This window comes from Streptomyces sp. NPDC002868, from assembly GCF_055563295.1.
The window spans coordinates 628965-647904 of sequence record NZ_JBVHDR010000003.1; the positions used below are offsets into that span (position 1 = coordinate 628965).

Sequence of the window (18940 nt, forward strand, 5' to 3'; positions counted from 1 at the left end):
GCTGCTCGCAACCCGCCCCGCCCGGCGCGACTGTGGTGCAGGATGCGGGGCCATGGATGCGGTACGCGTCGCGCTGCTGCGCGAAGTGCTGGCCGGCACCGGCTGGCCCGCGGCGACCAGGCGGTTCGCGGGAGTGCTGCGGTCGTCCGTCGTGCCGCAGGGCGGCGGGCTGCTGCTGGTGGGGACCGAGGAGTACGAGCCGTGGCATCTGGCCGCGCATCTCGTGGACGAGGCGGCCTGGTCCGGACAGCCGGAGCTGACTCCGACGCTCGTACGGCACCGGGTGCGGCCCGGCGACCCTGCGCAGCTGGCGGTCGGCCTCGGCAGGCTGGAGGCGGCGCGGCGGGGCGAGACCCTGCTGGTGGTGGCACCGGCGCGGCCGGACGCGGGGCTGCTCGAGCGGGTGCACGACGCGCGGCGGGCCGGGGCGACAGTGCTGGCGCTGGACGGCGGGGACCCGGAAGTGCACGGTCTGGCGCACGAGGCGCTGACGGTGGTGGAGCGGGCGGACGAGGTGGACATCGACACGGTGCAGCATCTGGTCAGCGCGGCGGCCGGGGAGAACAGCCTGCCGGTGGCGCGGGGACGGCGGAGGTTCCGGGACCGGCTGTCGCGCCTCGCGGACCAGCTGACCTCGCCGCCGCCGACGCGCTGGTAGCCCGCGTCAGGCCGGTAAATCGGTTGCTCGGGGCCACGACAGGCACGGACCATGCTGTGTGACCATGGCCTCCAAGCTCTCCGCAATCCTGCCCGACCTGTCGCCCTGGCGTTCGTCCCGCGACTTCCGGCTGCTGTGGATCCAGGGCCTGGTCACCTACTTCGGCAGTTTCATGGCAATGGTCGCGCTGCCGCTCCAGATCAAGGACCTCACCGGATCCCCGCTCGCGGTCGGAGTGATGGGCGCGGTGGAACTTGTGCCGCTGGTGGTCTTCGGCCTCTACGGCGGGGCGCTGGCCGACGCGGTCGACCGCCGCAAGCTGATCCTCGGTACCGAGGCGGGCCTTTGCCTGCTGGCCGTGATCCTGCTGGTGAACGCGCTGCTCCCGGACCCGATGCTGTGGCCGCTGTACGTGGTCGCGGCCGGGGTCTCCGCGCTGGTCGGCATGCAACGCCCGGCACTGGACTCGCTGATGGCCCGCATCGTCCCGCACGACCAGCTCACGGCTGCGGCCGCGCTCAACGCGCTGCGCTGGCAGCTGGGCGCGATCGTGGGGCCGGCGCTGGCGGGTCTGGTGGTGGCGTACGCGGGTCATGCGCCGGCATACGCGATCACGGTCGCCGGCTTCGTCGCGTCCGTGCTGCTGTGCCTGCGTCTGGCTTCGGCCCCGCCGGCGCACGACGCGGAGAAGCCGTCGCTGCGGGGCATCGCGGAGGGGGCGCGTTACGCCTGGTCCCGTCCGGTGCTCCTGGGGACATACGCGATCGACCTGGCGGCGATGTTCTTCGCCTTCCCGAACACGATCTTCCCGTTCCTCGCGGACGACCTGGACGCGGAGTGGGCGCTGGGCCTGATGTACGCGGCGGGCTCGGTCGGCTCGGTACTGCTCAGCCTGACCAGCGGCTGGACGTCCCGGGTGCGGCGGCACGGCCTGTTCGTGGTCTTCGGCGCGGCGGGCTGGGGCGTGGCGATCGCGGCGGCGGGCTGGTTCTCGAACGTCTGGCTGGTGCTGCTGTGCCTGGCGTTCGCGGGCGCGGGCGACATGCTGAGCGGCCTGGGCCGCTCGACGATCTGGAACCAGACGATCCCGGAGGAACTACGCGGCCGCCTGGCGGGCATCGAGGTGCTTTCGTACAGCGTCGGCCCACAGCTGGGCCAGGTCCGCGCGGGCGCACTGGCGGGCTGGACGGGCACGCGCCCGGCGATCTGGAGCGGGGGTGTGGCGTGCGTGGCATCGGTGGGGCTGCTGGCGGCGGCGCTGCCGAAGCTGCTGACGTACGACGCGGAGACGGACGAGGACGCGGTGCGGAGGCGCGCGCAGCGGGAGGAGATGGCGGAGCGGGCCTGACCGCCCGCGGCGGGCCGTCCTGAACTGGGGGCAAGCCCCCAGACCCCCGTACGCCCTTCGGGCGTGTCCTCAGTCCCCCCAGACTTCGTCCGGGGGGACCCCCACGGGCTGGATTTTCCAGCCTCGCCGACGATTGAGGCGCGGGGTCCGGGGCGGAGCCCCGACATTCAGCCCGCCGGCGATTGAGGCACGGGGTCTGGGGCGGAGCCCCGACATTCAGCCCGCCGGCGATTGAGGCACGGGGTCCGGGGCGGAGCCCCGGTTCGGGAAGGGGCGGGGTGGGGGAAAGCGCCGCAGGCCACCCGCAGCACGGACCCGTTACCCGTTACGCGGGGTCGTCGTCGGCCGGGCGGGCGGCGTCGTGCCACCGCGGATCGTTCTCCCACTCCAGGTTCCGCTCCCGCGCCGTCTCCATCGCGTGTTCCGCCTCCTCGCGCGACCCGTACGGACCGAAGCGGTTCTTCGCCGGGCACTCCGGGCCCTCTTCGACCTTCTTGTGCTCGAGGCAGTAGTACCATTCGCCCGGCTTTCCGGCCGTGCGCTTCTTGAACAGGGCCATCGTCGGCTCCTTCCTCTGGAGCCATGCTGCCCCATGGCCCCTGGTTAGACTCGCTGGCATGTCTGGCCAGTCGCTGCTCGTCCCAGGGGAGCTCTCTCCCATCCGCTCCGTCCCCGGAGCCATCCCGCGCCCCGAGTACGTCGGGAAGCCCGCGCCCACCCCGTACACCGGGCCGGAGGTCCAGGACTCCGACACCGTGGAGCGGATGCGCATCGCGGGTCGCATCGCCGCGCAGGCGATGACGGAGGCCGCCAAGCACATTTCGCCCGGTGTGACCACCGACGAACTCGACCGGGTCGCGCACGAGTTCATGTGCGACCACGGCGCGTACCCCTCCACCCTCGGCTACCGCGGCTTCCCCAAGTCCCTGTGCTCCTCGGTCAACGAGGTCATCTGTCACGGCATCCCGGACTCCACGGTCCTGCGCGACGGCGACATCGTGAACCTCGACGTCACCGCGTACATCAACGGCGTCCACGGCGACAACAACGCCACCTACCTCTGCGGCGACGTCGACGAGGAGTCGCGGCTGCTGGTGGAGCGGACCCGGGAGTCCCTCAACCGCGCCATCAAGGCCGTCAAGCCCGGCCGCCAGGTCAATGTCATCGGCCGGGTCATCGAGTCGTACGCCAAGCGCTTCGGCTACGGCGTGGTCCGCGATTTCACCGGGCACGGGATCAACTCGTCGTTCCACTCCGGGCTGATCATCCCGCACTACGACGCCGCGCACGCGACCACTGTGATGCAGCCGGGTATGACCTTCACGATCGAGCCGATGCTCACGCTCGGCACGCATGAGTACGACATGTGGGACGACGGCTGGACCGTGGTGACGAAGGACCGGAGGCGGACCGCGCAGTTCGAGCACACGCTGGTGGTGACGGAGTGCGGGGCCGAGATTCTCACGTTGCCCTGACCGTCAAAAGGGGTAGCGTTTTTACCGACAGGCCGTCGGGAACACATTGACTTAGGTAAGCCTAAGTAGGAAGATCGGTGCTGGCAACCGTGAGTGCCGTCGCCGCTTCCTTTCCCGTCCCCATCGGTCCCAGGAGGCCCGCCTTGGACACGTCCTTCTCGACACTCATCCGTGTTGCCTCGCACGAGCAGCACACCGAGGCGGAGACGTCGACCTTCATGAGCGACCTGCTCGGCGGCCGGCTCGGTGTGGCGGCGTACGCGCGCTACACCGAGCAGCTGTGGTTCGTGTACCGGGCGCTGGAGGAGGCCGCGGGGTCACTGAAGGACGACCCGGTGGCCGGGCCGTTCATCCGGCCGGAGCTGATGCGCACCGCCGAGCTGGAGCGCGACCTCGCGCATCTGCGCGGTGCGGACTGGCGCGAGGGGCTCGCGCCGCTGCCCGCGACCGCCGCGTACGCCGCACGGATCGCCGAGTGCGCGCGCAGCTGGCCCGCGGGGTATGTGGCGCACCACTACACCCGCTACCTCGGGGACCTCTCCGGCGGCCAGATCATCCGCGACAAGGCCGAGCGGACGTGGGGCTTCGCACGCAACGGCGACGGGGTGCGGTTCTACGTATTCGAGCAGATCCCGAACCCGGCGGCGTTCAAGCGGGGCTACCGCGAGCTGCTGGACGCGGTGAACGCGGACGACCTGGAGAAGAAGCGGATCGTCGACGAGTGCAAGCGGGCGTTCGAGTACAACGGGGCGGTGTTCCAGGAGCTTGGGGCGGAGTTCCCGCTCAGCGCGTAGCAGATACGGGAAGGGGAACGGGGGCCGCGAGGCGTACGCGGCCGCCGATCTCGATGGTGCCGTCGGGGCCGGGGGCAGTCAGGATCTGCGACCCCCTGCCCTGAGTGATGTTCAGGGCCCGCCCCAGCTCCGCGGTGAGCAGCAGCGCGGCGGCGCCGGTCGCCTCGTCCTCGACGATGCCCTCGTCGCGCCGCGGGAAGGCGCGGGCGCGTACGCGTCCGGCGGCCTCGTCCTGCCAGGCCCAGGCGTACAGCCAGCCCTCCCCGGGCGGCGGCGCGGGCAGCGCGTCGACCTCGGCCGGGGATGCGTACCGCTCCAGTCGCCGCGGCGGCGCCCACTCGGCGCGCGCGGTGATCCAGGTGAACTCCCCGTCCTGCCGGGCCCACACCTCGCCCGCGATAGGGGTCTCCCCGCCGAAGGCAGGGGAAGGATTGACCGCCTCCAGATCCAGCAGCCAGGCGGCGCCGACGAGGGGGTGCCCGGCGAAGGGAAGCCGGAGGCCGGGGGTGTAGATGTCGACGACGCCGCGCTCGGGGTCGTCGACGAAGACGGTCTCACTGAACCCGAGTTGGGCGGCGAGGGCCTGCCGGGACGCCGTGTCGGGGCATGTGCGGCCGTCGCGTACGACTCCGAGCGTGTTCCCGTGCCGGCCGTCGGGGCCGCAGAAGACGCTCAGTACGTCCAGTTCATTCACCCCGGCATTCAAGCATCAACGAGTCCCGGCCCGCGGCACCCCCGGCCATCGGCCGAAGAGGACAACTTGACGTTCGTTTGGCCTTGCCGTGACGGTGCCGTGCCCGAGGCCCGGATTTGAGAGCTACATCACTGGACCCGTGGACATTGGTGAGGTAAGCCTCGGTTAAGTTAGGTCCGCCTTACTCCCCGTACCCCCGGTACTCATCCTTTGTGGAGCCCGTATGCAAGCCGTCCGTCTGTCCGTCGTCACCGCCGCCGCAACCGCCGCTGCCCTGACCGCCGTTACGGGCTGCGCCGAGAAGAGCGACGCCAAGGGCGGCGACGGTGGCATCAGCGTCACGGCGAAGGACGACTCCTGCGAGGTGTCGAAGAAGGAGTTCCCGGCCGGCCATGTCGAGCTGGCCATCGAGAACAAGGGCTCCAAGGTCACCGAGGTCTACATCCTCTTCCCCGACGACCGCATCGTCTCCGAGCGCGAGAACATCGGCCCCGGCACGAAGCAGAAGCTGACCGCCGAGGTGAAGGCCGGTTCGTACGAGATCGCCTGCAAGCCCGGCATGAAGGGCGACGGCATCCGCCAGCAGGTCACCGCCACCGGCGGCGGCAAGGTCGCCAAGCGCAGCCCGGAGATGGACGCAGCCGTCGCCGCGTACCGCAAGTACGTGCAGACGCAGGCCGACGAGACGCTGCCCAAGGCGAAGGTCTTCGCGGACGCCGTGAAGGCCGGCGACATCGAGGCCGCCAAGAAGGCGTACGCCGACTCCCGCATCGGCTGGGAGCGCACCGAGCCGGTCGCCGAGTCCTTCGGCGACATCGACCCGAAGGTCGACCTGCGCGAGGACGGCCTGGAGAAGGGCCAGAAGTGGACCGGCTGGCACACCCTCGAGAAGGCGCTGTGGCAGACCAAGAAGATCGGCCCGGCGGAGAAGGCCCTCGCCGACACCCTCATCAATGACCTGACTGTCTGGCAGAAGAAGGTCGGCACTGCCGAGATCACCCCGACCTCCATGGCCAACGGCGCCAAGGAGCTGCTCGACGAGGTCGCCACCGGCAAGGTCACCGGTGAGGAGGAGCGCTACAGCCACACCGACCTCGTCGACTTCAAGGCGAACGTCGAGGGTGCGCAGAAGTCGCACGAGCTGCTCGAGCCGGTCGCGTCGAAGAACGACCCGAAGCTTGTCGCCGAGCTGGACAAGCAGTTCGCGGCGCTGAACAAGCTGCTCGACAAGTACCGCAAGGACACCACCTCGTACGAGTTCACGTCGTACGACAAGGTCGGCAAGGCGGAGCGCAAGGAGCTCAGCGACGCGGTCAACGCGCTCGCCGAGCCGCTGTCCAAGCTCGCCGCCGCGGTTGTGAAGTAGGGGGGCCACCTCATGTCCGAGAAGACCGCAAGCGTGCGCGAAGAGACCACAAGCACGTCCGTCGAAACCGGCAGGTCCGAGGAGACCGAAGACACGGCCGAGGAGACCGGCGCCATAGCCGAGGAGACCGGCGGCAAGGCTCCGTCCCGTCGTTCGCTGCTCGGCTGGGGCGGTGCGGGCCTCGCGCTCGGCGCCGCCGCGGCCGGCGGCGCGGCGCTCGCCATCGGCCGCGAGGACACGGCAGTGCCCGCGGCCACGAGCGGCGCGGCCGTCCCCTTCCACGGCGCGCACCAGGCGGGCATCGCCACCGCCGTCCAGGACCGGCTGCACTTCGCGACCTTCGACGTGAAGACGAAGGACCGCGCCGAGCTGATCCAGTTGCTCAAGGACTGGACGCGGGCGGCCGAGCGTATGACGGCCGGGCAGGCCGTCGGCGAGGGCGCGTACGGCGGTCTCGCGGAGGCCCCGCCAGACGACACCGGCGAGGCGCTCGGCCTCAAGCCGTCCCGGCTCACGCTGACCATCGGCTTCGGCCCGTCCCTGTTCGCCAAGGGCCGCTTCGGCCTTGAGGGCAAGCGCCCAGGCGCCCTGGTCGATCTGCCGAAGTTCCCCGGCGACAATCTCGATCCGGCGCGCAGCGACGGCGACTTGTGCGTGCAGGCCTGCGCGGACGACCCGCAGGTCGCGGTGCACGCGATCCGCAACCTCGCCCGGATCGGCTTCGGCAAGGTCGCGGTCCGCTGGTCGCAGCTGGGCTTCGGAAAGACCTCGTCGACGACGCCCGACGCGCAGACCCCGCGCAACATGATGGGCTTCAAGGACGGCACCCGGAACATCGCCGGGACGGACTCTGCGGAGCTCGACAAGCATGTCTGGGTGTCTCAGAAGGACGGTCCGGCCTGGATGACGGGCGGCTCGTATCTCGTCGCGCGCCGGATCCGGATGAACATCGAGACCTGGGACCGTACTTCGCTGAAGGAGCAGGAGGACATCTTCGGCCGGGACAAGGGCGAGGGCGCCCCGGTCGGCAAGGCCAAGGAGCGCGACGAGCCGTTCCTGCCGGCGATGCTGCCGACCGCGCATGTGCGGCTCGCGCACCCGGACACCAACGGCGGCGCGAAGTTGCTGCGCCGCGGCTACTCCTTCACCGACGGCACGGACGGCCTTGGCCGCCTGGACGCGGGGCTGTTCTTCCTCGCGTACCAGCGCGACGTCCACAAGGGCTTCGTTCCGGTGCAGCGCTCCCTCGCGGCGAGCGACGACCTCAACGAGTACATCCAGCACGTGGGTTCTGCGCTGTTCGCGATCCCGCCGGGAGTCCGGGACAAGGACGACTGGTGGGGCCGGGCGCTGTTCTCCTGACCTGCCCGCACGGAAAGGACCCGACGTGTTCGGCAACTATCTCATCGGCCTGCGCGAGGGCCTCGAAGCCAGCCTGGTCGTCTGCATCCTGATCGCGTATCTGGTCAAGACCGGGCGGCGGGACGCGCTGCGTCCGATCTGGATCGGCATCGGGGTCGCCGTCGCGATCTCGCTCGGGTTCGGCTTCGCACTCGAATACGGCTCGCAGGAGCTGACGTTCGAGGCGCAGGAGCTGCTCGGCGGCTCGCTGTCGATCCTCGCGGTGTGCCTGGTGACCTGGATGGTCTTCTGGATGCGGCGCACCGCGCGGCATCTGAAGTCCGAGCTGCACGGCAAGCTGGACGCCGCGCTGCAGATGGGTACGGGCGCGCTCGTCGCGACCGCCTTCCTGGCGGTGGGGCGCGAGGGCCTGGAGACGGCGCTGTTCGTCTGGGCGTCGGTCCGGGCGGCGACCGACGAGAGCCACAGCACGCAGGCGCCGCTGATCGGCGTCCTGCTCGGCATCGCCACCGCGATCGTGCTGGGCTGGCTGTTCTACCGGGGCGCGCTGCGGATCAACCTGGCCAAGTTCTTCACCTGGACCGGCGGCATGCTGGTCGTCGTGGCGGCCGGGGTGCTGGCGTACGGCGTCCACGACCTCCAGGAGGCCCGCTTCCTGGGCGGTCTGGCGGACAAGGCCTTCAACATCAGCACGACGATCCCGCCGGACACCTGGTACGGCACGCTGCTGAAGGGCGTCTTCAACTTCCAGCCCGACCCGACCGTCCTCCAGGTCACGGTGTGGGCGCTGTATCTGGTCCCGACGCTCGGGCTGTTACTGGCCCCGGTAGGGTTCGGACGGTCAGTGGGGGTCAAGGAGCAGAAGGCAACCGATGAGAAGGCTGAGTCGGGCGGCGACAGGGCTCGCGGCGATGACGGTGCTGTGCCTGACGGCGAGCGGGTGCGTGACGGTGCACGGGGAGCGGGAGGTCGTACCGTCGGCGACGAAGTCTGAGGCCGCGCAGGCGCTCAAGGACTTCACCGACGCGTACAACAAGGCTGACAAGGCGTACGATCCGGCCCTGGACGCGGCCCATGTCACCGGTGCGCTCGGCGCGATCAACCAGGCGGGTCTCAAGGCGCGCAGCGTCAACTACCCGGACGGCAACCCGCAGCATGTGCCGCTGGAGCTGACGGACGCGAAGTTCACCATTCCGAAGAAGGCGGGCTGGCCGCGGTTCTTCCTCGCGGACGTCGACTCCAACCGGGATCAGGACAAGGGCGCTCTGGACAACCGCTGGGTGCTGGTCTTCGTGCGCAACGGCGCGGACCAGTTGTGGCAGGCGGCGTATCTGACGATCCTGTCCCCCGGCCGGATACCTGCCCTGAAGACCGACAAGGACGGCTGGGCCGAGCCGGTCGCGCCGGACAGCGCCGCGCTGGCGGTCGCTCCGCGCGATCTGAGCGAGGAGTACTCCTCGTACATGCAGAACGGCAAGCCGGAACACTTCAAGGACGGTCCGCACACCTCGGGCTGGCGCGCGTCCCGCAAGAAGGACTCGAACCTGCCGGGGATGTCCACGCAGTACATCGACCAGCCGCTGGACTCCGACGACTTCGCGCCGCTCGGCCTTGTCACCGAGGACGGCAACGCGCTGGTCTTCTTCGCCGTGCGCAACTACGAGCGGCAGACCGCCGCGAAGGGTGTACGGCTGAAGGTCCACCCGGATGTGAAGGCGCTGCTGACGGGCGAGGTGAAGTCCACGGTCACCAAGGAGCGGGTCTCCAGCCAGGCGGTGACGGTGCCGACGGGCGGCGCGGACAGCGGGGAGGTCGATGTGCTGGGCCGGCTGACGGGTCTGACGGCGGCGAAGGGGTCTTAGCGGCACGCGAGTTGACCGCGCGTCGCGTACCGAACTGGGGGCAAGCCCGAGACCCCCGTACGCCCTTCGGGCGTGTCCTCAATCGCCGGACGGGCTTAAATGTTCTGCCCGTCCGGCGGAAATCAAGGTCCGGCCGGACTTTCAAGCCTCGCCGGCGTTTGAGGCGCGGGGTCCGGGGCGGAGCCCCGGGTTCGGGAAGGCGCGACCTAACGCCCGAGCGGCCAGGCCACCTCGTGCCGGTCCAGGCCCTCCACCCCGCCCGCCCACTTCGCGCACGCGTCCGTCAGCGTCTCCAGCAGCGTCAGCGGATCCGGCAGCGGATGCTCAAGCCCGCGCACCCAGGCCACCTCGAGCTCACCGGGCAACCGCGCCGGCGGTACGAGGACATAGCTGCCTCGGCAGTGCCAGCGCAGCCCCGGATGCTCGTCCATCGTCTCGGGGTGGCAGTCCAGCTCGCAGGGCCACCACTCGTCCTCGTCCTCGGGGGTGCCGCGCGTGGCGGTGAAGAACAGCATCCGGTCGCTGCCGGACTCGGCGACCGGGCCCACCTCGATGCCCCGTGCCAGCAGCCGGGCAAGCGCGCTGCGGCCGGCTTCCAGGGGGACGTCGAGTACGTCGTGGACCATGCCGGTCGCGGTGATGAAGTTCGCCTGCGGCTGGCCCGTGGCCCAGCGCTCGATCTGGGCGGAGTCGGTCGTGGACTGCGTCTGCCAGGCGAAGGAGACGGGGTGCCTGCCGGGCGTGGGACAGCCGATGCGCTCACAGGAACATCGGTAGGAGACGGGGTGCGCGGCGGGCGCGAGCGGCAGTCCCGCGGCGGCGGCAGCCAGCAGCAGAGTCTCGCGGCGGGAGTCGTCGGCGTCGGTGTTCTTGGGGCGTCGGCGCAGCCACTGGGGCAGCCGGCTCTCCCGGGACAGCCTGTTCTCCGTGCCGCGGTAGCGGCCGATACCGTCGCCCATCTATCCCCTCACACTTCACGCTCGCCCCTGGCGGACTCTGCCATCGTCCCACCTTCCCGGGCGCGGGGTGGCCGCACCCCCCGATCCGGTGATCAGGACCGTGGTGCGAGGCCGTGCAGTGCGTACTCGACGATCGCGTCCGCGTAGTCGTGGGTGAGCGGGAGCGTACGCAGCAGCCAGCGGTGGGTGAGCGGTCCGGTGAACAGTTCCAGGGCGATGCGGAGGTCGATGCCGGCGCGTACGCCCCCAGTGTCCTGGGCGGCCCGCAGCCGCTTCACGTACAGCTGGAGCTGCGGTTCGAGCAGCTTCTGGACGAACTGTGCGGCGAGCTCGGGGTTGACCACGCTCTCGGCAGCGAGCGCACGGGAAGGGCCGTCGTAGGCAGGGCTGTTCAGCTCGTCGACCGTGGCCCGCAGCACCAGCTTGAGGTCGGCTTCGAGGTCGCCGGTGTCGGGGATCTCACTCTCGCCCTCGGACGCCTGCTCGGCGAGGTCGAGGAAGGCTTCGAGCAGGACGGCGGCCTTCGAGGGCCACCACCGGTAGATCGTCTGCTTGCCGACGCCGGCGCGGGCGGCGATGCCCTCGATGGTGGTCTTGGCGTAGCCGACCTCGCCGACGAGGGCGAGGGCGGCGTCGTAGATGGCGCGGCGGGAGCGCTCGCTGCGGCGGCTGGAGTCGGGGGCCTTGGTCTCGGTCATTACGTCAATCTATCAACGGAAGGAGCCGAGACGTATCGTCTCGTACGTGATGAGTTGCCGGTCAGCCGCCGGAGGCGTCCCGCGGCCACGCGTCGCCCCATTCCGTGTCCCGCGCCGCCTTGTACAGCGGGCCGTGGCGCTTGGCCACCGTTTCGCGGCGGAGTTCCTGCGGCTTTGTGCACAGGTCGAGCAGGACCAGGCCCTTGCGGATCTGGGGCTTGCGGGTGACCCGGGCGGGGACCGGTGTGGCCGGGAAGCGGACCGCCGCGACATAGCTGAATTTCTCGTCCTCGTACGGCAGTGAGCCGCCCTTCACCTGGCGGTGCAGCGAGGAACGGCTGACCCGGGCCGCGAAGTGGCACCAGTCCGAGCCAGGCTCGATGGGGCAGGCGGCGCTGTGCGGGCAGGGCGCGGCGACCGTCAGGCCCGCCTCGATCAGGCGGTCGCGGGCCTCGATCACACGGGCGTAGCCGTCGGGGGTGCCGGGTTCGACGATCACGACGGCCTGGGCGGCGCGGGCCGCCTCCGTGACGACGGCCGCGCGGTCCTTGGCGGTGAGCTCCTTGAGGACGTACGACACCGTGACGAGATCAGTGCTCTCGATACGGAGCGCCGCACTGATCCGCGCTCGCTGCCACTGGGCCGCGCGCAGCGCGGGCACCCCCGATGCGACGGCCAGTTCACGACCCAGCGCCAGCGCGGGCTCGGCCCAGTCCAGCACGGTCGTGCGCGGGGCGTCCTCCTCCCAGGCCTCCGCGACCGCCCAGCTCGCCGCGCCCGTCCCGCCGCCGATGTCCGTGTGCGTGGCCGGGGCCCACTCGGGGGCCGCGGCCCGCAGAGCGGCGAGCGCGGACCGTACCGCCTCGAAGGTCGCGGGCATCCGGTACGCGGCGTAGGCGGCGACGTCGGAGCGGTCCCGCAGCACGGGCGCGTCGGTCGGGGTGGTCCCCCGGTAGTTGGCGATCAGCCGCTCGACGGCCTGCGCCGCCTGCGTGGGCGGCAGGTCGGCCAGCTGCGCGGCCAGGGCGCTGCGCAGGACTTCCGCGGTGGGGAGGGTGGCGTTCACCGACAAATTCTAGGCACGGAATCGGGACGGGACAGCGACGGAATCGAACTCCTGGCGGCGCGACGGCTGTTGCTACGCTGACGGCCCTCGCCGCACACGGAACGTGGCGCACCGCTCACGGGGGGACCATGAGACAGAAGGTCGTGCGCGTGTCCCTGGTGGCCGGGGTGCTCGTGCTGGCGCTGCTGCTCCTGCTGAGCATGTGTGGCGGCGGCGAGGGCGGCCGGGCCGCCGACGACAGGCCCCGCAAGCCTGCCCGGCACAGCGCGGCACCCCTGACCCGGCTCGCCGTCCCGTCCGCGTACGACACCTCGCAGGGCTGGGAGATCTCCCACGCGGAGATCTCCAACGCGTCCCCGCAGTACGCGATCGCGCAGGACAGCGGCCGCATCGGCTATCTGGAGCGGGTCGACGACGAACGGTTCCGGCTGCGCACCCTGAACGCCGCGACCGGCCGGCCCGGCTGGACGGGACTGCCCTGGCATCCGCCCGCGTCCGCCGACCAGTTCCCGCGGCTGCTGTCCGTCGCCAAGGACGGCCGCGAGTACTTCGTGACCTGGTCGTACGGCAAGGCGGGCGAGGACGCGCTGACGACGGCGGGCACCTTCGTCGCGCTCGATCTGTACGACGTCGCGGACGGCACCCGGCAGCGGGTCGAGGTCCCGTGGCCCGCCGCGCCGACCGTCTCCGGCACCGGCCCCGGCGTCCTCATCAGCGACGGCCGCACCAGGAGCGCGGTCGTCGACCCGGTCTCGGGCGAGGTCACGCAGGTGCCGGAGACCGCGCTCGGCCATCCCAGAGGCTGTACGGGCTGCCGCCGCCTCACCGAGGTCCGCGGAGTCACCGACAAGGGCCTGCTGCTGAGCGGCGACCCGGGCTTCTGGGTCCGCGGCGGCTGGTACAGCCGGAACGTGGCCCCGGCCCGCACCGACCCCGCGTCCGGCGTTCCGACCTCGGTCGCGCCCGGCTATGTACTGGCCAAGTGGCAGCCCGCGAAGGGCAGCAAGGACGCCGGTACGTACGACATCTGGGCGGTGCACGACACGGCCGCCGGAAAGCCGCTGGTACAGGTGCGCTGCCACAAGCCCGCGATCGAGCCGGGCGAGTATCCGCAGGCGGTGCTCGCGCCCGAGGGCGGCTATCTGGTCGCCGGGAATCTGGCCTTCGACCTGGAGCAGCGCAAGGCGTACTGCTTCGAGCAGTCGGACGGATCGAAGCCGCTGACCCTGACGACGGTGACCGACTCCGGCACGGCATACGGAGCGACGAGCGCCCGCAGCCCGGCGGACGCGCTGGCCGGCGGCGGCGCCCCGATCGAGCTGGATCTGGCCACCGCGGTGCCCCAGGCGCTGGGCCCCAATGTGCGGCTGCCGGGCGCGGAGACCGCGGGGGTGGGGATCTTCAGCTGGACGGACACGAAGGACCGGCTGCATCTGATCGGTTACCCGCGCCGCGAGCGGTAGCCGGGACCCGTGAGAGGCCCGTGAGAGGCCCGTGTCAGAGGGCCTCGGCGCGCCGCTGCCAGGGACGGCACAGCCCGATGAAGCAGCCCATCGCGGCCAGCGCGCAGGTCAGTTGGACCACGGCCATCGGGACGGCCGTCGCCTCGCCCGCGATCCCGACGAGCGGTGAGGCGACCGCCCCGATGAGGAACGAGGACGTGCCGATCAGCGCGGACGCGGAGCCTGCGGCGTGCGGGGTCCGCATCAGGGCCAGGGCGTTGGTGTTCGGCATGGCCAGGCCCATCGCGGACATCAGCACGAAGAGACCGGCCGCGACAGGAAGCAGGCCCACCTTCCCGAACACCCCCGCCGTCATCAGCAGCAGCGCGGTCGCGGCCAGCGTGATCACGCCGAGCCCGAAGGCGAGCGCCTTGTCCAGACTGACCCGGCCCACCAGCACTTTGCCGTTGATCTGGCCGACGGCGATCAGGCCGATGGAATTGACGCCGAAGAGCAGGCTGAAGGTCTGCGGCGATGCGCCATAGATCTCCTGGACGACGAACGGCGACGCGGAGATGTACGCGAAGAGCGTGGCGAAGGCGAGCCCGCCGGTGAGCGTGTAGCCGGTGAAGACCCGGTCGGACAGCAGCCCGCGCATGGTGCGCAGGGCCCCGCCGACGCCGCCGCTGTGCCGCTTCTCCCGCGGCAGCGTCTCGTGCAGCCACTTCGCCACCACGAGCGTGAGCACGATGCCGACGCCGGTGAGGACGACGAAGATGCCACGCCAGTCGGTGATCCGCAGCACCTGTCCGCCGATCAGCGGCGCGATGATCGGCGCGACGCCGGAGATGAGCATCAGCGTGGAGAAGAACCGGGCCATCTCCACGCCGTCGTACAGATCACGGACCACGGCCCGCGCGATGACGATGCCGGCCGCGCCCGCGAGTCCCTGGAGCAGCCGGAAGCCGATCAGCAGCTCGGCGGTGGGTGCCAGCGCGCAGATCGCGGTGGCAGCGACGTACACGATCATGCCGATGAGCAGCGGGCGGCGACGTCCCCATCGGTCGCTCATCGGGCCGACGACGAGCTGGCCGAGCGCCATGCCCGCCAGGCACGCGGTCAGCGTGAGCTGCACGGTCGCGGCGGGCGAGCCGAGCGACTTGGTGACCGCGGGCAGCGCCGGGAGGTACATGTCCATGGAGAGCGGCGGCAGGGCGGTGAGGCCGCCCAGGACGAGGGTGACCAGGAAGCCGACGCGGCGCGCTGCCGCCAAAGGTGCGGGGTCGGCGGCCGCCATGGGGGCCGGGTCTGTCGCCGCCAGGGGTGCCGGGTCGGCCGCCGCAACAGGTGCGGGGCCTGCCGACGTCACGAGAGCCGGGTCGTCGGCGGCCGGTATATGTCCTTCTGTGCTGGTATGGCCGCTGTCCGGCTTCCGCATTGCGTCTCCATGTCTTTGAATCCCTCCCTATGCTCTCAGCTCGTCCGGAGTGGTCGAGACCTATTTTCGAGACGGGGCTGGGATGAGCGGGATCGTGCGATGGGGTGTCCTGGCGACCGGCGGCATAGCCGCGTCGTTCACGGCGGAGCTGCAGGCGATGCCGGACGCCGAGGTGGTGGCGGTGGCGTCGCGTACGGAAGCGTCCGCCAAGGCGTTCGCGGATCGGTTCGGCATCGCTCGGGCCTACGGCGACTGGGCCTCGCTCGCCGCCGACGAGGACGTCGATGTGGTGTACGTCGCAACGCCGCACTCCGCGCACCGGGCAGCGGCCGGGCTCTGCCTGGAGGCCGGAAAGGCGGTGCTGTGCGAGAAGGCGTTCACGCTGAACACGCGGGAGGCCGAAGAGCTGGTCTCTCTGGGCCCGCGAGCGCGAGCTCTTCCTCATGGAGGCCATGTGGATGTACTGCAACCCCCTCGTGCGACGGCTCGCCGCTCTCGTCGGGGACGGCGCGATCGGTGAAGTCCGCACCGTGCAGGCCGACTTCGGCCTCGCCGGCCCATTCACGCCGGACCACCGGCTGCGCGACCCGGCACTCGGCGGCGGCGCGCTGCTCGACCTCGGCGTCTATCCGGTCTCGTTCGCACAGCTGCTGCTCGGCGAGCCCGAACGCATACAGGCCGATGCGCTGCTCTCCCCCGAGGGCGTGGACCTGAACACCGGCATGCTGCTGGGCTGGTCGCAGTCGGGGGCGACGGCGCTGCTGTCCTGCTCGGTCACGGCGGGCACCCCCGTGACGGCTTCGGTGACCGGCACGGCAGGCCGTATAGATCTTCCGCAGGGCTTCTTCTTCCCGGACCGTTTCGTACTGCACCGCGAAGGCGGCCACGAGCCGGAGGAGTTCACCGCCGAGGGGCGGCGCGACAGCCTCCAGCACGAGGCGGCCGAGGTGATGCGATGTCTGCGGGCGGGCGAGACGGAGTCGCCGCTGGTACCTCCCCTGGCCTTCGGCATGGGGGACCCCAACGGCAGCCTCGCCGTGACGCGGACGCTCGACGCGGTACGGGACCGCATCGGCGTCCGCTACCCGAGCGAATGGGTCACACAGGCTTGAGCCCCGGGTCGCCGGCCTCGGTCACGAACGACGCGGCCGTGATGATCGGCGCGCCCGGCGTCGTGACGGCGCTGACCGTCTTGAAGTCGGCGCGCGCCTGTTGCTCGCCGAGGGTGACGGTCACATAGCCGCGGCGGCCGTTGTAGAACTTCATGTGCGGATTGGCGGCCCTCAGGGTGTCGTAGTTGGCGGGCCGCTCCTCGCCGTCCTTGCCGCTGGAGATGGAGGTGGCGACGATCTCGGTGCCGACGACGGGCGAGGCGGAATCGTTGAAGTCCCGCCTCAGGTCGTACGCGTAGCCGCGGTGCACATCGCCGGTGAGGACCATCAGGTTCTCGATGCCGGCCGCCGCGGCGCCGTCCAGAACGCGTCCGCGGGAGGCCGCGTACCCGTCCCAGGCGTCCATGCTCACCTTGTACGGCGTGGTCGGGACGTCGCGCCGCTGCGCAAAGGTGACCTGCTGCGGCACTACGTTCCAGCGGGCGCGGGAGCTCTTCCAGCCGTCGAGCAGCCAGCGCTCCTGGGTCGCGCCGGTCAGGGTGCGCGACGGGTCATCGGACTCCGGTCCCGGGACCTGCCAGCCGTCGCCGTACGCCTGGTCGGAGCGGTACTGGCGGGTGTCGAGGATGTCGAACTGCGCGAGCCGCCCGAAGTGCAGCCTGCGGTACAGCTGCATGTCGGGGCCTTCGGGCCGCTGGGGCCTGCGCAGCGGCTGGTTCTCCCAGTACGCGCGGTAGGCGGCGGCCCTGCGCAGCAGGAACTCCTCCGGCGGTACGTTGTTCTCGGGGATGTCGCCCGCGTAGTTGTTCTCGGTCTCGTGGTCGTCCCAGGTGAGGACGTAGGGGTGCGCGGCGTGCGCCGCCTTGAGGTCGGGGTCCGACTTGTAGAGGCCGTAACGCATCCGGTAGTCCGCGAGCGTGACGGTCTCGCGGTTGAAGTGGGCGGGGAGGACCCGGTCGGTGTACTTCCGGGCGCCGCCGACGGCGTTCACGGCGTACTCGTAGAGATAGTCGCCGAGGTGGAAGACGGCGTCGAGGTCCTCTTCTGCGAGGTGCTTGTACGCGGTGAAGTAGCCGTCGTGGTACGCCTGGCAGGACACGGCGGCGAGCTTCAGCTCACTGATCCGCGCGGCCCGGGCGGGCGCGGTCTTGGTGCGCCCCGTCGGGCTGATCCAGTTCCCGGCGCGGAAGCGGTAGTAGTAGGGGCGGTCGTTGCCGAGGCCTGCGACTTCGACGTGGACGCTGTGGTGGAACTCCGGGTGGGCGATGACGGATCCGCGCCTGGCGATACGGCTGAAGCGGGAGTCGTGGGCGAGCTCCCAGAGCAACGGGACCTTGGCGCGGGGCAGTCCGCTGTCGGGCTCGTAGGGACGGGTCGCAAGGCGGGTCCACAGCAGTACGGAACCGGGCTGCGGGTCTCCGGAGGCGACACCGAGCGTGAAGGGGTCCTCGGTGATCTTCTTGGCGTCGAGCTCGGCGGCGTGGGCGGTGCCGGGCAGATTGACGGCGAAAGCGAGTGCGGCGGCGGCGCCGGTGACGGTGAGAAACCGGCGGCGGCCGATGTGCCGGGCGGCAGCGCGGAGCTCGGGTGCGTGCGGTGCGGGTCTCATGTGCCCCTCCCCAGACGACTGTTGTCCCTTCGCATTGGAGTGGGGGCCGACGACTCTGCGTTGTCGAGTACACAACATCCGTGTGTCGGTCGGATGAGTTCCGCGTACAAGTACGCGACTACGCTGCGCGTCCATGAACGCAGTTGCGAAGATTGCCGTGGTGACGGGAGCGGGCTCGGGCATCGGCCGGAGCGTGGCGCTGACGCTGGCGGGGGCGGGCTGGTCGGTGGCCCTGGCGGGCCGACGCGCCGAGGCGCTGGAGGAGACGGCGTCGCTGGCGGGTGGGGACGTGCTGTGCGTCCCCACTGATGTGACGTCACCGGCGGATGTCACCACGCTGTTTGCCACCGTGCGCGAACGCCACGGCGGTGTTGGCCTGCTGTTCAACAACGCGGGAACGTCGGGCCCCCGGGTCCCCTTCGAGGACATCTCCTACGAGAACTGGCGCTCGGTGGTGGACGTCAATCTGACAGGCGCTTTCCTGTGCGCGCAGGCGGCCTTCCGCATGATGAAGGACCAGTCCCCCCAGGGCGGCCGGATCATCAACAACGGCTCGATCTCGGCGCATGTGCCCCGCCCGCACTCGGCGCCGTACACGTCGACGAAGCACGCGATGACGGGCCTGACGAAGTCGCTGTCACTGGACGGGAGGGCGTACCGGATCGCGTGCGGCCAGATCGACATCGGCAACGCGGCGACGGAGATGACGCAGCGCATGCGGGCGGGGATCCTGCAGGCGAACGGGGAGGTGGTGGTGGAACCGGTGATGGACGCGGGGGATGTGGCGCGGACGGTGCTCCATATGGCGGAGCTGCCGCTGGAGGCGAATGTGCAGTTCGCGACGGTGATGGCGACGGGGATGCCGTACATCGGCCGGGGGTGAGGTTTGGGGGGTGCGGGTTGGCTGGCCCTGCGCCGCGGAGCCGGCGCGCCCGGGGCGCGGGCCTTGCGCCGCTAAGCCGCGCGCCCCGCGCGAGGGGGCGGGGTCCTGCCCCGCGAAGCCGGCGCCCCCCCGAGGAGCGGGCCTGCGCGGCGGAGCCTGCGCGCGAGGGGTCCC

Annotated in this window: 17 protein-coding genes and 1 pseudogene; 11 read left to right on the forward strand and 7 right to left on the reverse strand. The window is 70.9% G+C overall.

The window, feature by feature from the left end; translation table 11 throughout:
- Positions 1-52: 52 nt before the first annotated feature.
- Positions 53-658: a hypothetical protein gene (locus tag ACZ3H8_RS13550; protein WP_467401091.1), complete on the forward strand. Its 606-nt coding sequence runs from the start codon at positions 53-55 to the stop codon at positions 656-658.
- A 64-nt stretch (positions 659-722) separates the two neighbouring features.
- Positions 723-2006, forward strand: a complete 1284-nt coding sequence (locus ACZ3H8_RS13555) for an MFS transporter (protein ID WP_467401094.1) — start codon at positions 723-725, stop codon at positions 2004-2006.
- 325 nt (positions 2007-2331) lie between these two features.
- Here the strand turns inward: ACZ3H8_RS13555 and ACZ3H8_RS13560 are convergent, their stop codons facing one another.
- Positions 2332-2565 (reverse strand): hypothetical protein, encoded by a 234-nt coding sequence (locus ACZ3H8_RS13560; protein WP_467401095.1) that lies wholly within the window; start codon positions 2563-2565, stop codon positions 2332-2334.
- Positions 2566-2623: 58 nt separating this feature from the next.
- Here ACZ3H8_RS13560 and map point away from each other — a divergent pair, with 58 nt between their 5' ends.
- Together map and ACZ3H8_RS13570 are read left to right on the forward strand one after the other, a co-directional pair.
- Entirely contained in the window at positions 2624-3481 is an 858-nt protein-coding gene (gene map / locus ACZ3H8_RS13565; protein WP_467401098.1) for a type I methionyl aminopeptidase, read from the forward strand.
- Between the two features lie 143 nt (positions 3482-3624).
- Positions 3625-4275 (forward strand): biliverdin-producing heme oxygenase, encoded by a 651-nt coding sequence (locus ACZ3H8_RS13570; RefSeq protein WP_467401100.1) that lies wholly within the window; start codon positions 3625-3627, stop codon positions 4273-4275.
- On the opposite strand, the gene ACZ3H8_RS13575 is transcribed toward ACZ3H8_RS13570, so the two are convergent.
- The gene (locus ACZ3H8_RS13575; protein WP_467401102.1) at positions 4265-4969 is read right to left on the reverse strand and encodes a PhzF family phenazine biosynthesis protein; all 705 of its coding nucleotides are present in this window, start codon (positions 4967-4969) and stop codon (positions 4265-4267) included. The two genes, ACZ3H8_RS13570 and ACZ3H8_RS13575, sit on opposite strands and share 11 nt — an antisense overlap.
- Before the next feature lie 223 nt (positions 4970-5192).
- Between ACZ3H8_RS13575 and efeO the strand changes: the two genes are divergently transcribed.
- The 4 genes from efeO to ACZ3H8_RS13595 are packed head-to-tail and all read left to right on the forward strand — an operon-like array spanning position 5193 to position 9559.
- Positions 5193-6335: an iron uptake system protein EfeO gene (gene efeO / locus ACZ3H8_RS13580; RefSeq protein ID WP_467401103.1), complete on the forward strand. Its 1143-nt coding sequence runs from the start codon at positions 5193-5195 to the stop codon at positions 6333-6335.
- A gap of 12 nt (positions 6336-6347) precedes the next feature.
- Complete coding sequence (gene efeB, locus ACZ3H8_RS13585; protein WP_467401105.1) at positions 6348-7697, forward strand: iron uptake transporter deferrochelatase/peroxidase subunit; 1350 nt, start codon at positions 6348-6350, stop codon at positions 7695-7697.
- Between the two features lie 25 nt (positions 7698-7722).
- Entirely contained in the window at positions 7723-8691 is a 969-nt protein-coding gene (gene efeU / locus ACZ3H8_RS13590) for an iron uptake transporter permease EfeU (protein WP_467401108.1), read from the forward strand.
- Complete coding sequence (locus tag ACZ3H8_RS13595; RefSeq protein WP_467401304.1) at positions 8609-9559, forward strand: SCO2278 family lipoprotein; 951 nt, start codon at positions 8609-8611, stop codon at positions 9557-9559. Before efeU ends, ACZ3H8_RS13595 begins: the two co-directional genes overlap by 83 nt.
- Before the next feature lie 206 nt (positions 9560-9765).
- On the opposite strand, the gene ACZ3H8_RS13600 is transcribed toward ACZ3H8_RS13595, so the two are convergent.
- The 3 genes from ACZ3H8_RS13600 to ACZ3H8_RS13610 all read right to left on the reverse strand — a co-directional run bounded on the left by ACZ3H8_RS13600 (position 9766) and on the right by ACZ3H8_RS13610 (position 12282).
- Positions 9766-10518 (reverse strand): bifunctional DNA primase/polymerase, encoded by a 753-nt coding sequence (locus tag ACZ3H8_RS13600; RefSeq protein ID WP_467401110.1) that lies wholly within the window; start codon positions 10516-10518, stop codon positions 9766-9768.
- A 92-nt stretch (positions 10519-10610) separates the two neighbouring features.
- A complete protein-coding gene (locus ACZ3H8_RS13605; RefSeq protein ID WP_467401111.1) occupies positions 10611-11216 on the reverse strand; it encodes a TetR/AcrR family transcriptional regulator in 606 nt (201 codons plus the stop codon).
- 61 nt (positions 11217-11277) lie between these two features.
- Positions 11278-12282 (reverse strand): small ribosomal subunit Rsm22 family protein, encoded by a 1005-nt coding sequence (locus ACZ3H8_RS13610; RefSeq protein WP_467401113.1) that lies wholly within the window; start codon positions 12280-12282, stop codon positions 11278-11280.
- A 128-nt stretch (positions 12283-12410) separates the two neighbouring features.
- On the opposite strand from ACZ3H8_RS13610, the gene ACZ3H8_RS13615 reads away from it, so the two are divergent.
- On the forward strand, positions 12411-13745 hold the full coding sequence (locus ACZ3H8_RS13615) for a hypothetical protein (RefSeq protein WP_467401115.1): 1335 nt from the start codon (positions 12411-12413) through the stop codon (positions 13743-13745).
- A gap of 34 nt (positions 13746-13779) precedes the next feature.
- Here the strand turns inward: ACZ3H8_RS13615 and ACZ3H8_RS13620 are convergent, their stop codons facing one another.
- Positions 13780-15162, reverse strand: a complete 1383-nt coding sequence (locus tag ACZ3H8_RS13620) for a multidrug effflux MFS transporter (RefSeq protein ID WP_467401118.1) — start codon at positions 15160-15162, stop codon at positions 13780-13782.
- 82 nt (positions 15163-15244) lie between these two features.
- Here ACZ3H8_RS13620 and ACZ3H8_RS13625 point away from each other — a divergent pair.
- Positions 15245-16274 (forward strand): annotated as a pseudogene (locus tag ACZ3H8_RS13625) (Gfo/Idh/MocA family protein).
- Here ACZ3H8_RS13625 and ACZ3H8_RS13630 read toward each other — a convergent pair.
- Positions 16261-17883 (reverse strand): alkaline phosphatase D family protein, encoded by a 1623-nt coding sequence (locus ACZ3H8_RS13630; RefSeq protein ID WP_467401120.1) that lies wholly within the window; start codon positions 17881-17883, stop codon positions 16261-16263. The pseudogene ACZ3H8_RS13625 and the gene ACZ3H8_RS13630 overlap by 14 nt on opposite strands.
- A gap of 133 nt (positions 17884-18016) precedes the next feature.
- On the opposite strand from ACZ3H8_RS13630, the gene ACZ3H8_RS13635 reads away from it, so the two are divergent.
- On the forward strand, positions 18017-18766 hold the full coding sequence (locus ACZ3H8_RS13635; RefSeq protein WP_467401122.1) for an SDR family oxidoreductase: 750 nt from the start codon (positions 18017-18019) through the stop codon (positions 18764-18766).
- Positions 18767-18940 lie beyond the last annotated feature (174 nt).

Excerpts from the sequence above, each read along its gene's own strand:
- ACZ3H8_RS13550 (WP_467401091.1), top strand. The coding sequence starts at position 53 with ATGGATGCGGTACGCGTCGCGCTGCTGCGCGAAGTGCTGGCCGGCACC.
- ACZ3H8_RS13555 (WP_467401094.1), top strand. The coding sequence starts at position 723 with ATGGCCTCCAAGCTCTCCGCAATCCTGCCCGACCTGTCGCCCTGGCGT.
- ACZ3H8_RS13560 (WP_467401095.1), bottom strand. The coding sequence starts at position 2,565 with ATGGCCCTGTTCAAGAAGCGCACGGCCGGAAAGCCGGGCGAATGGTAC.
- map (WP_467401098.1), top strand. The coding sequence starts at position 2,624 with ATGTCTGGCCAGTCGCTGCTCGTCCCAGGGGAGCTCTCTCCCATCCGC.
- efeO (WP_467401103.1), top strand. The coding sequence starts at position 5,193 with ATGCAAGCCGTCCGTCTGTCCGTCGTCACCGCCGCCGCAACCGCCGCT.
- efeB (WP_467401105.1), top strand. The coding sequence starts at position 6,348 with ATGTCCGAGAAGACCGCAAGCGTGCGCGAAGAGACCACAAGCACGTCC.
- ACZ3H8_RS13595 (WP_467401304.1), top strand. The coding sequence starts at position 8,609 with ATGACGGTGCTGTGCCTGACGGCGAGCGGGTGCGTGACGGTGCACGGG.
- ACZ3H8_RS13600 (WP_467401110.1), bottom strand. The coding sequence starts at position 10,518 with ATGGGCGACGGTATCGGCCGCTACCGCGGCACGGAGAACAGGCTGTCC.
- ACZ3H8_RS13605 (WP_467401111.1), bottom strand. The coding sequence starts at position 11,216 with ATGACCGAGACCAAGGCCCCCGACTCCAGCCGCCGCAGCGAGCGCTCC.
- ACZ3H8_RS13615 (WP_467401115.1), top strand. The coding sequence starts at position 12,411 with ATGAGACAGAAGGTCGTGCGCGTGTCCCTGGTGGCCGGGGTGCTCGTG.
- ACZ3H8_RS13620 (WP_467401118.1), bottom strand. The coding sequence starts at position 15,162 with ATGCGGAAGCCGGACAGCGGCCATACCAGCACAGAAGGACATATACCG.
- ACZ3H8_RS13630 (WP_467401120.1), bottom strand. The coding sequence starts at position 17,883 with ATGAGACCCGCACCGCACGCACCCGAGCTCCGCGCTGCCGCCCGGCAC.
- ACZ3H8_RS13635 (WP_467401122.1), top strand. The coding sequence starts at position 18,017 with ATGAACGCAGTTGCGAAGATTGCCGTGGTGACGGGAGCGGGCTCGGGC.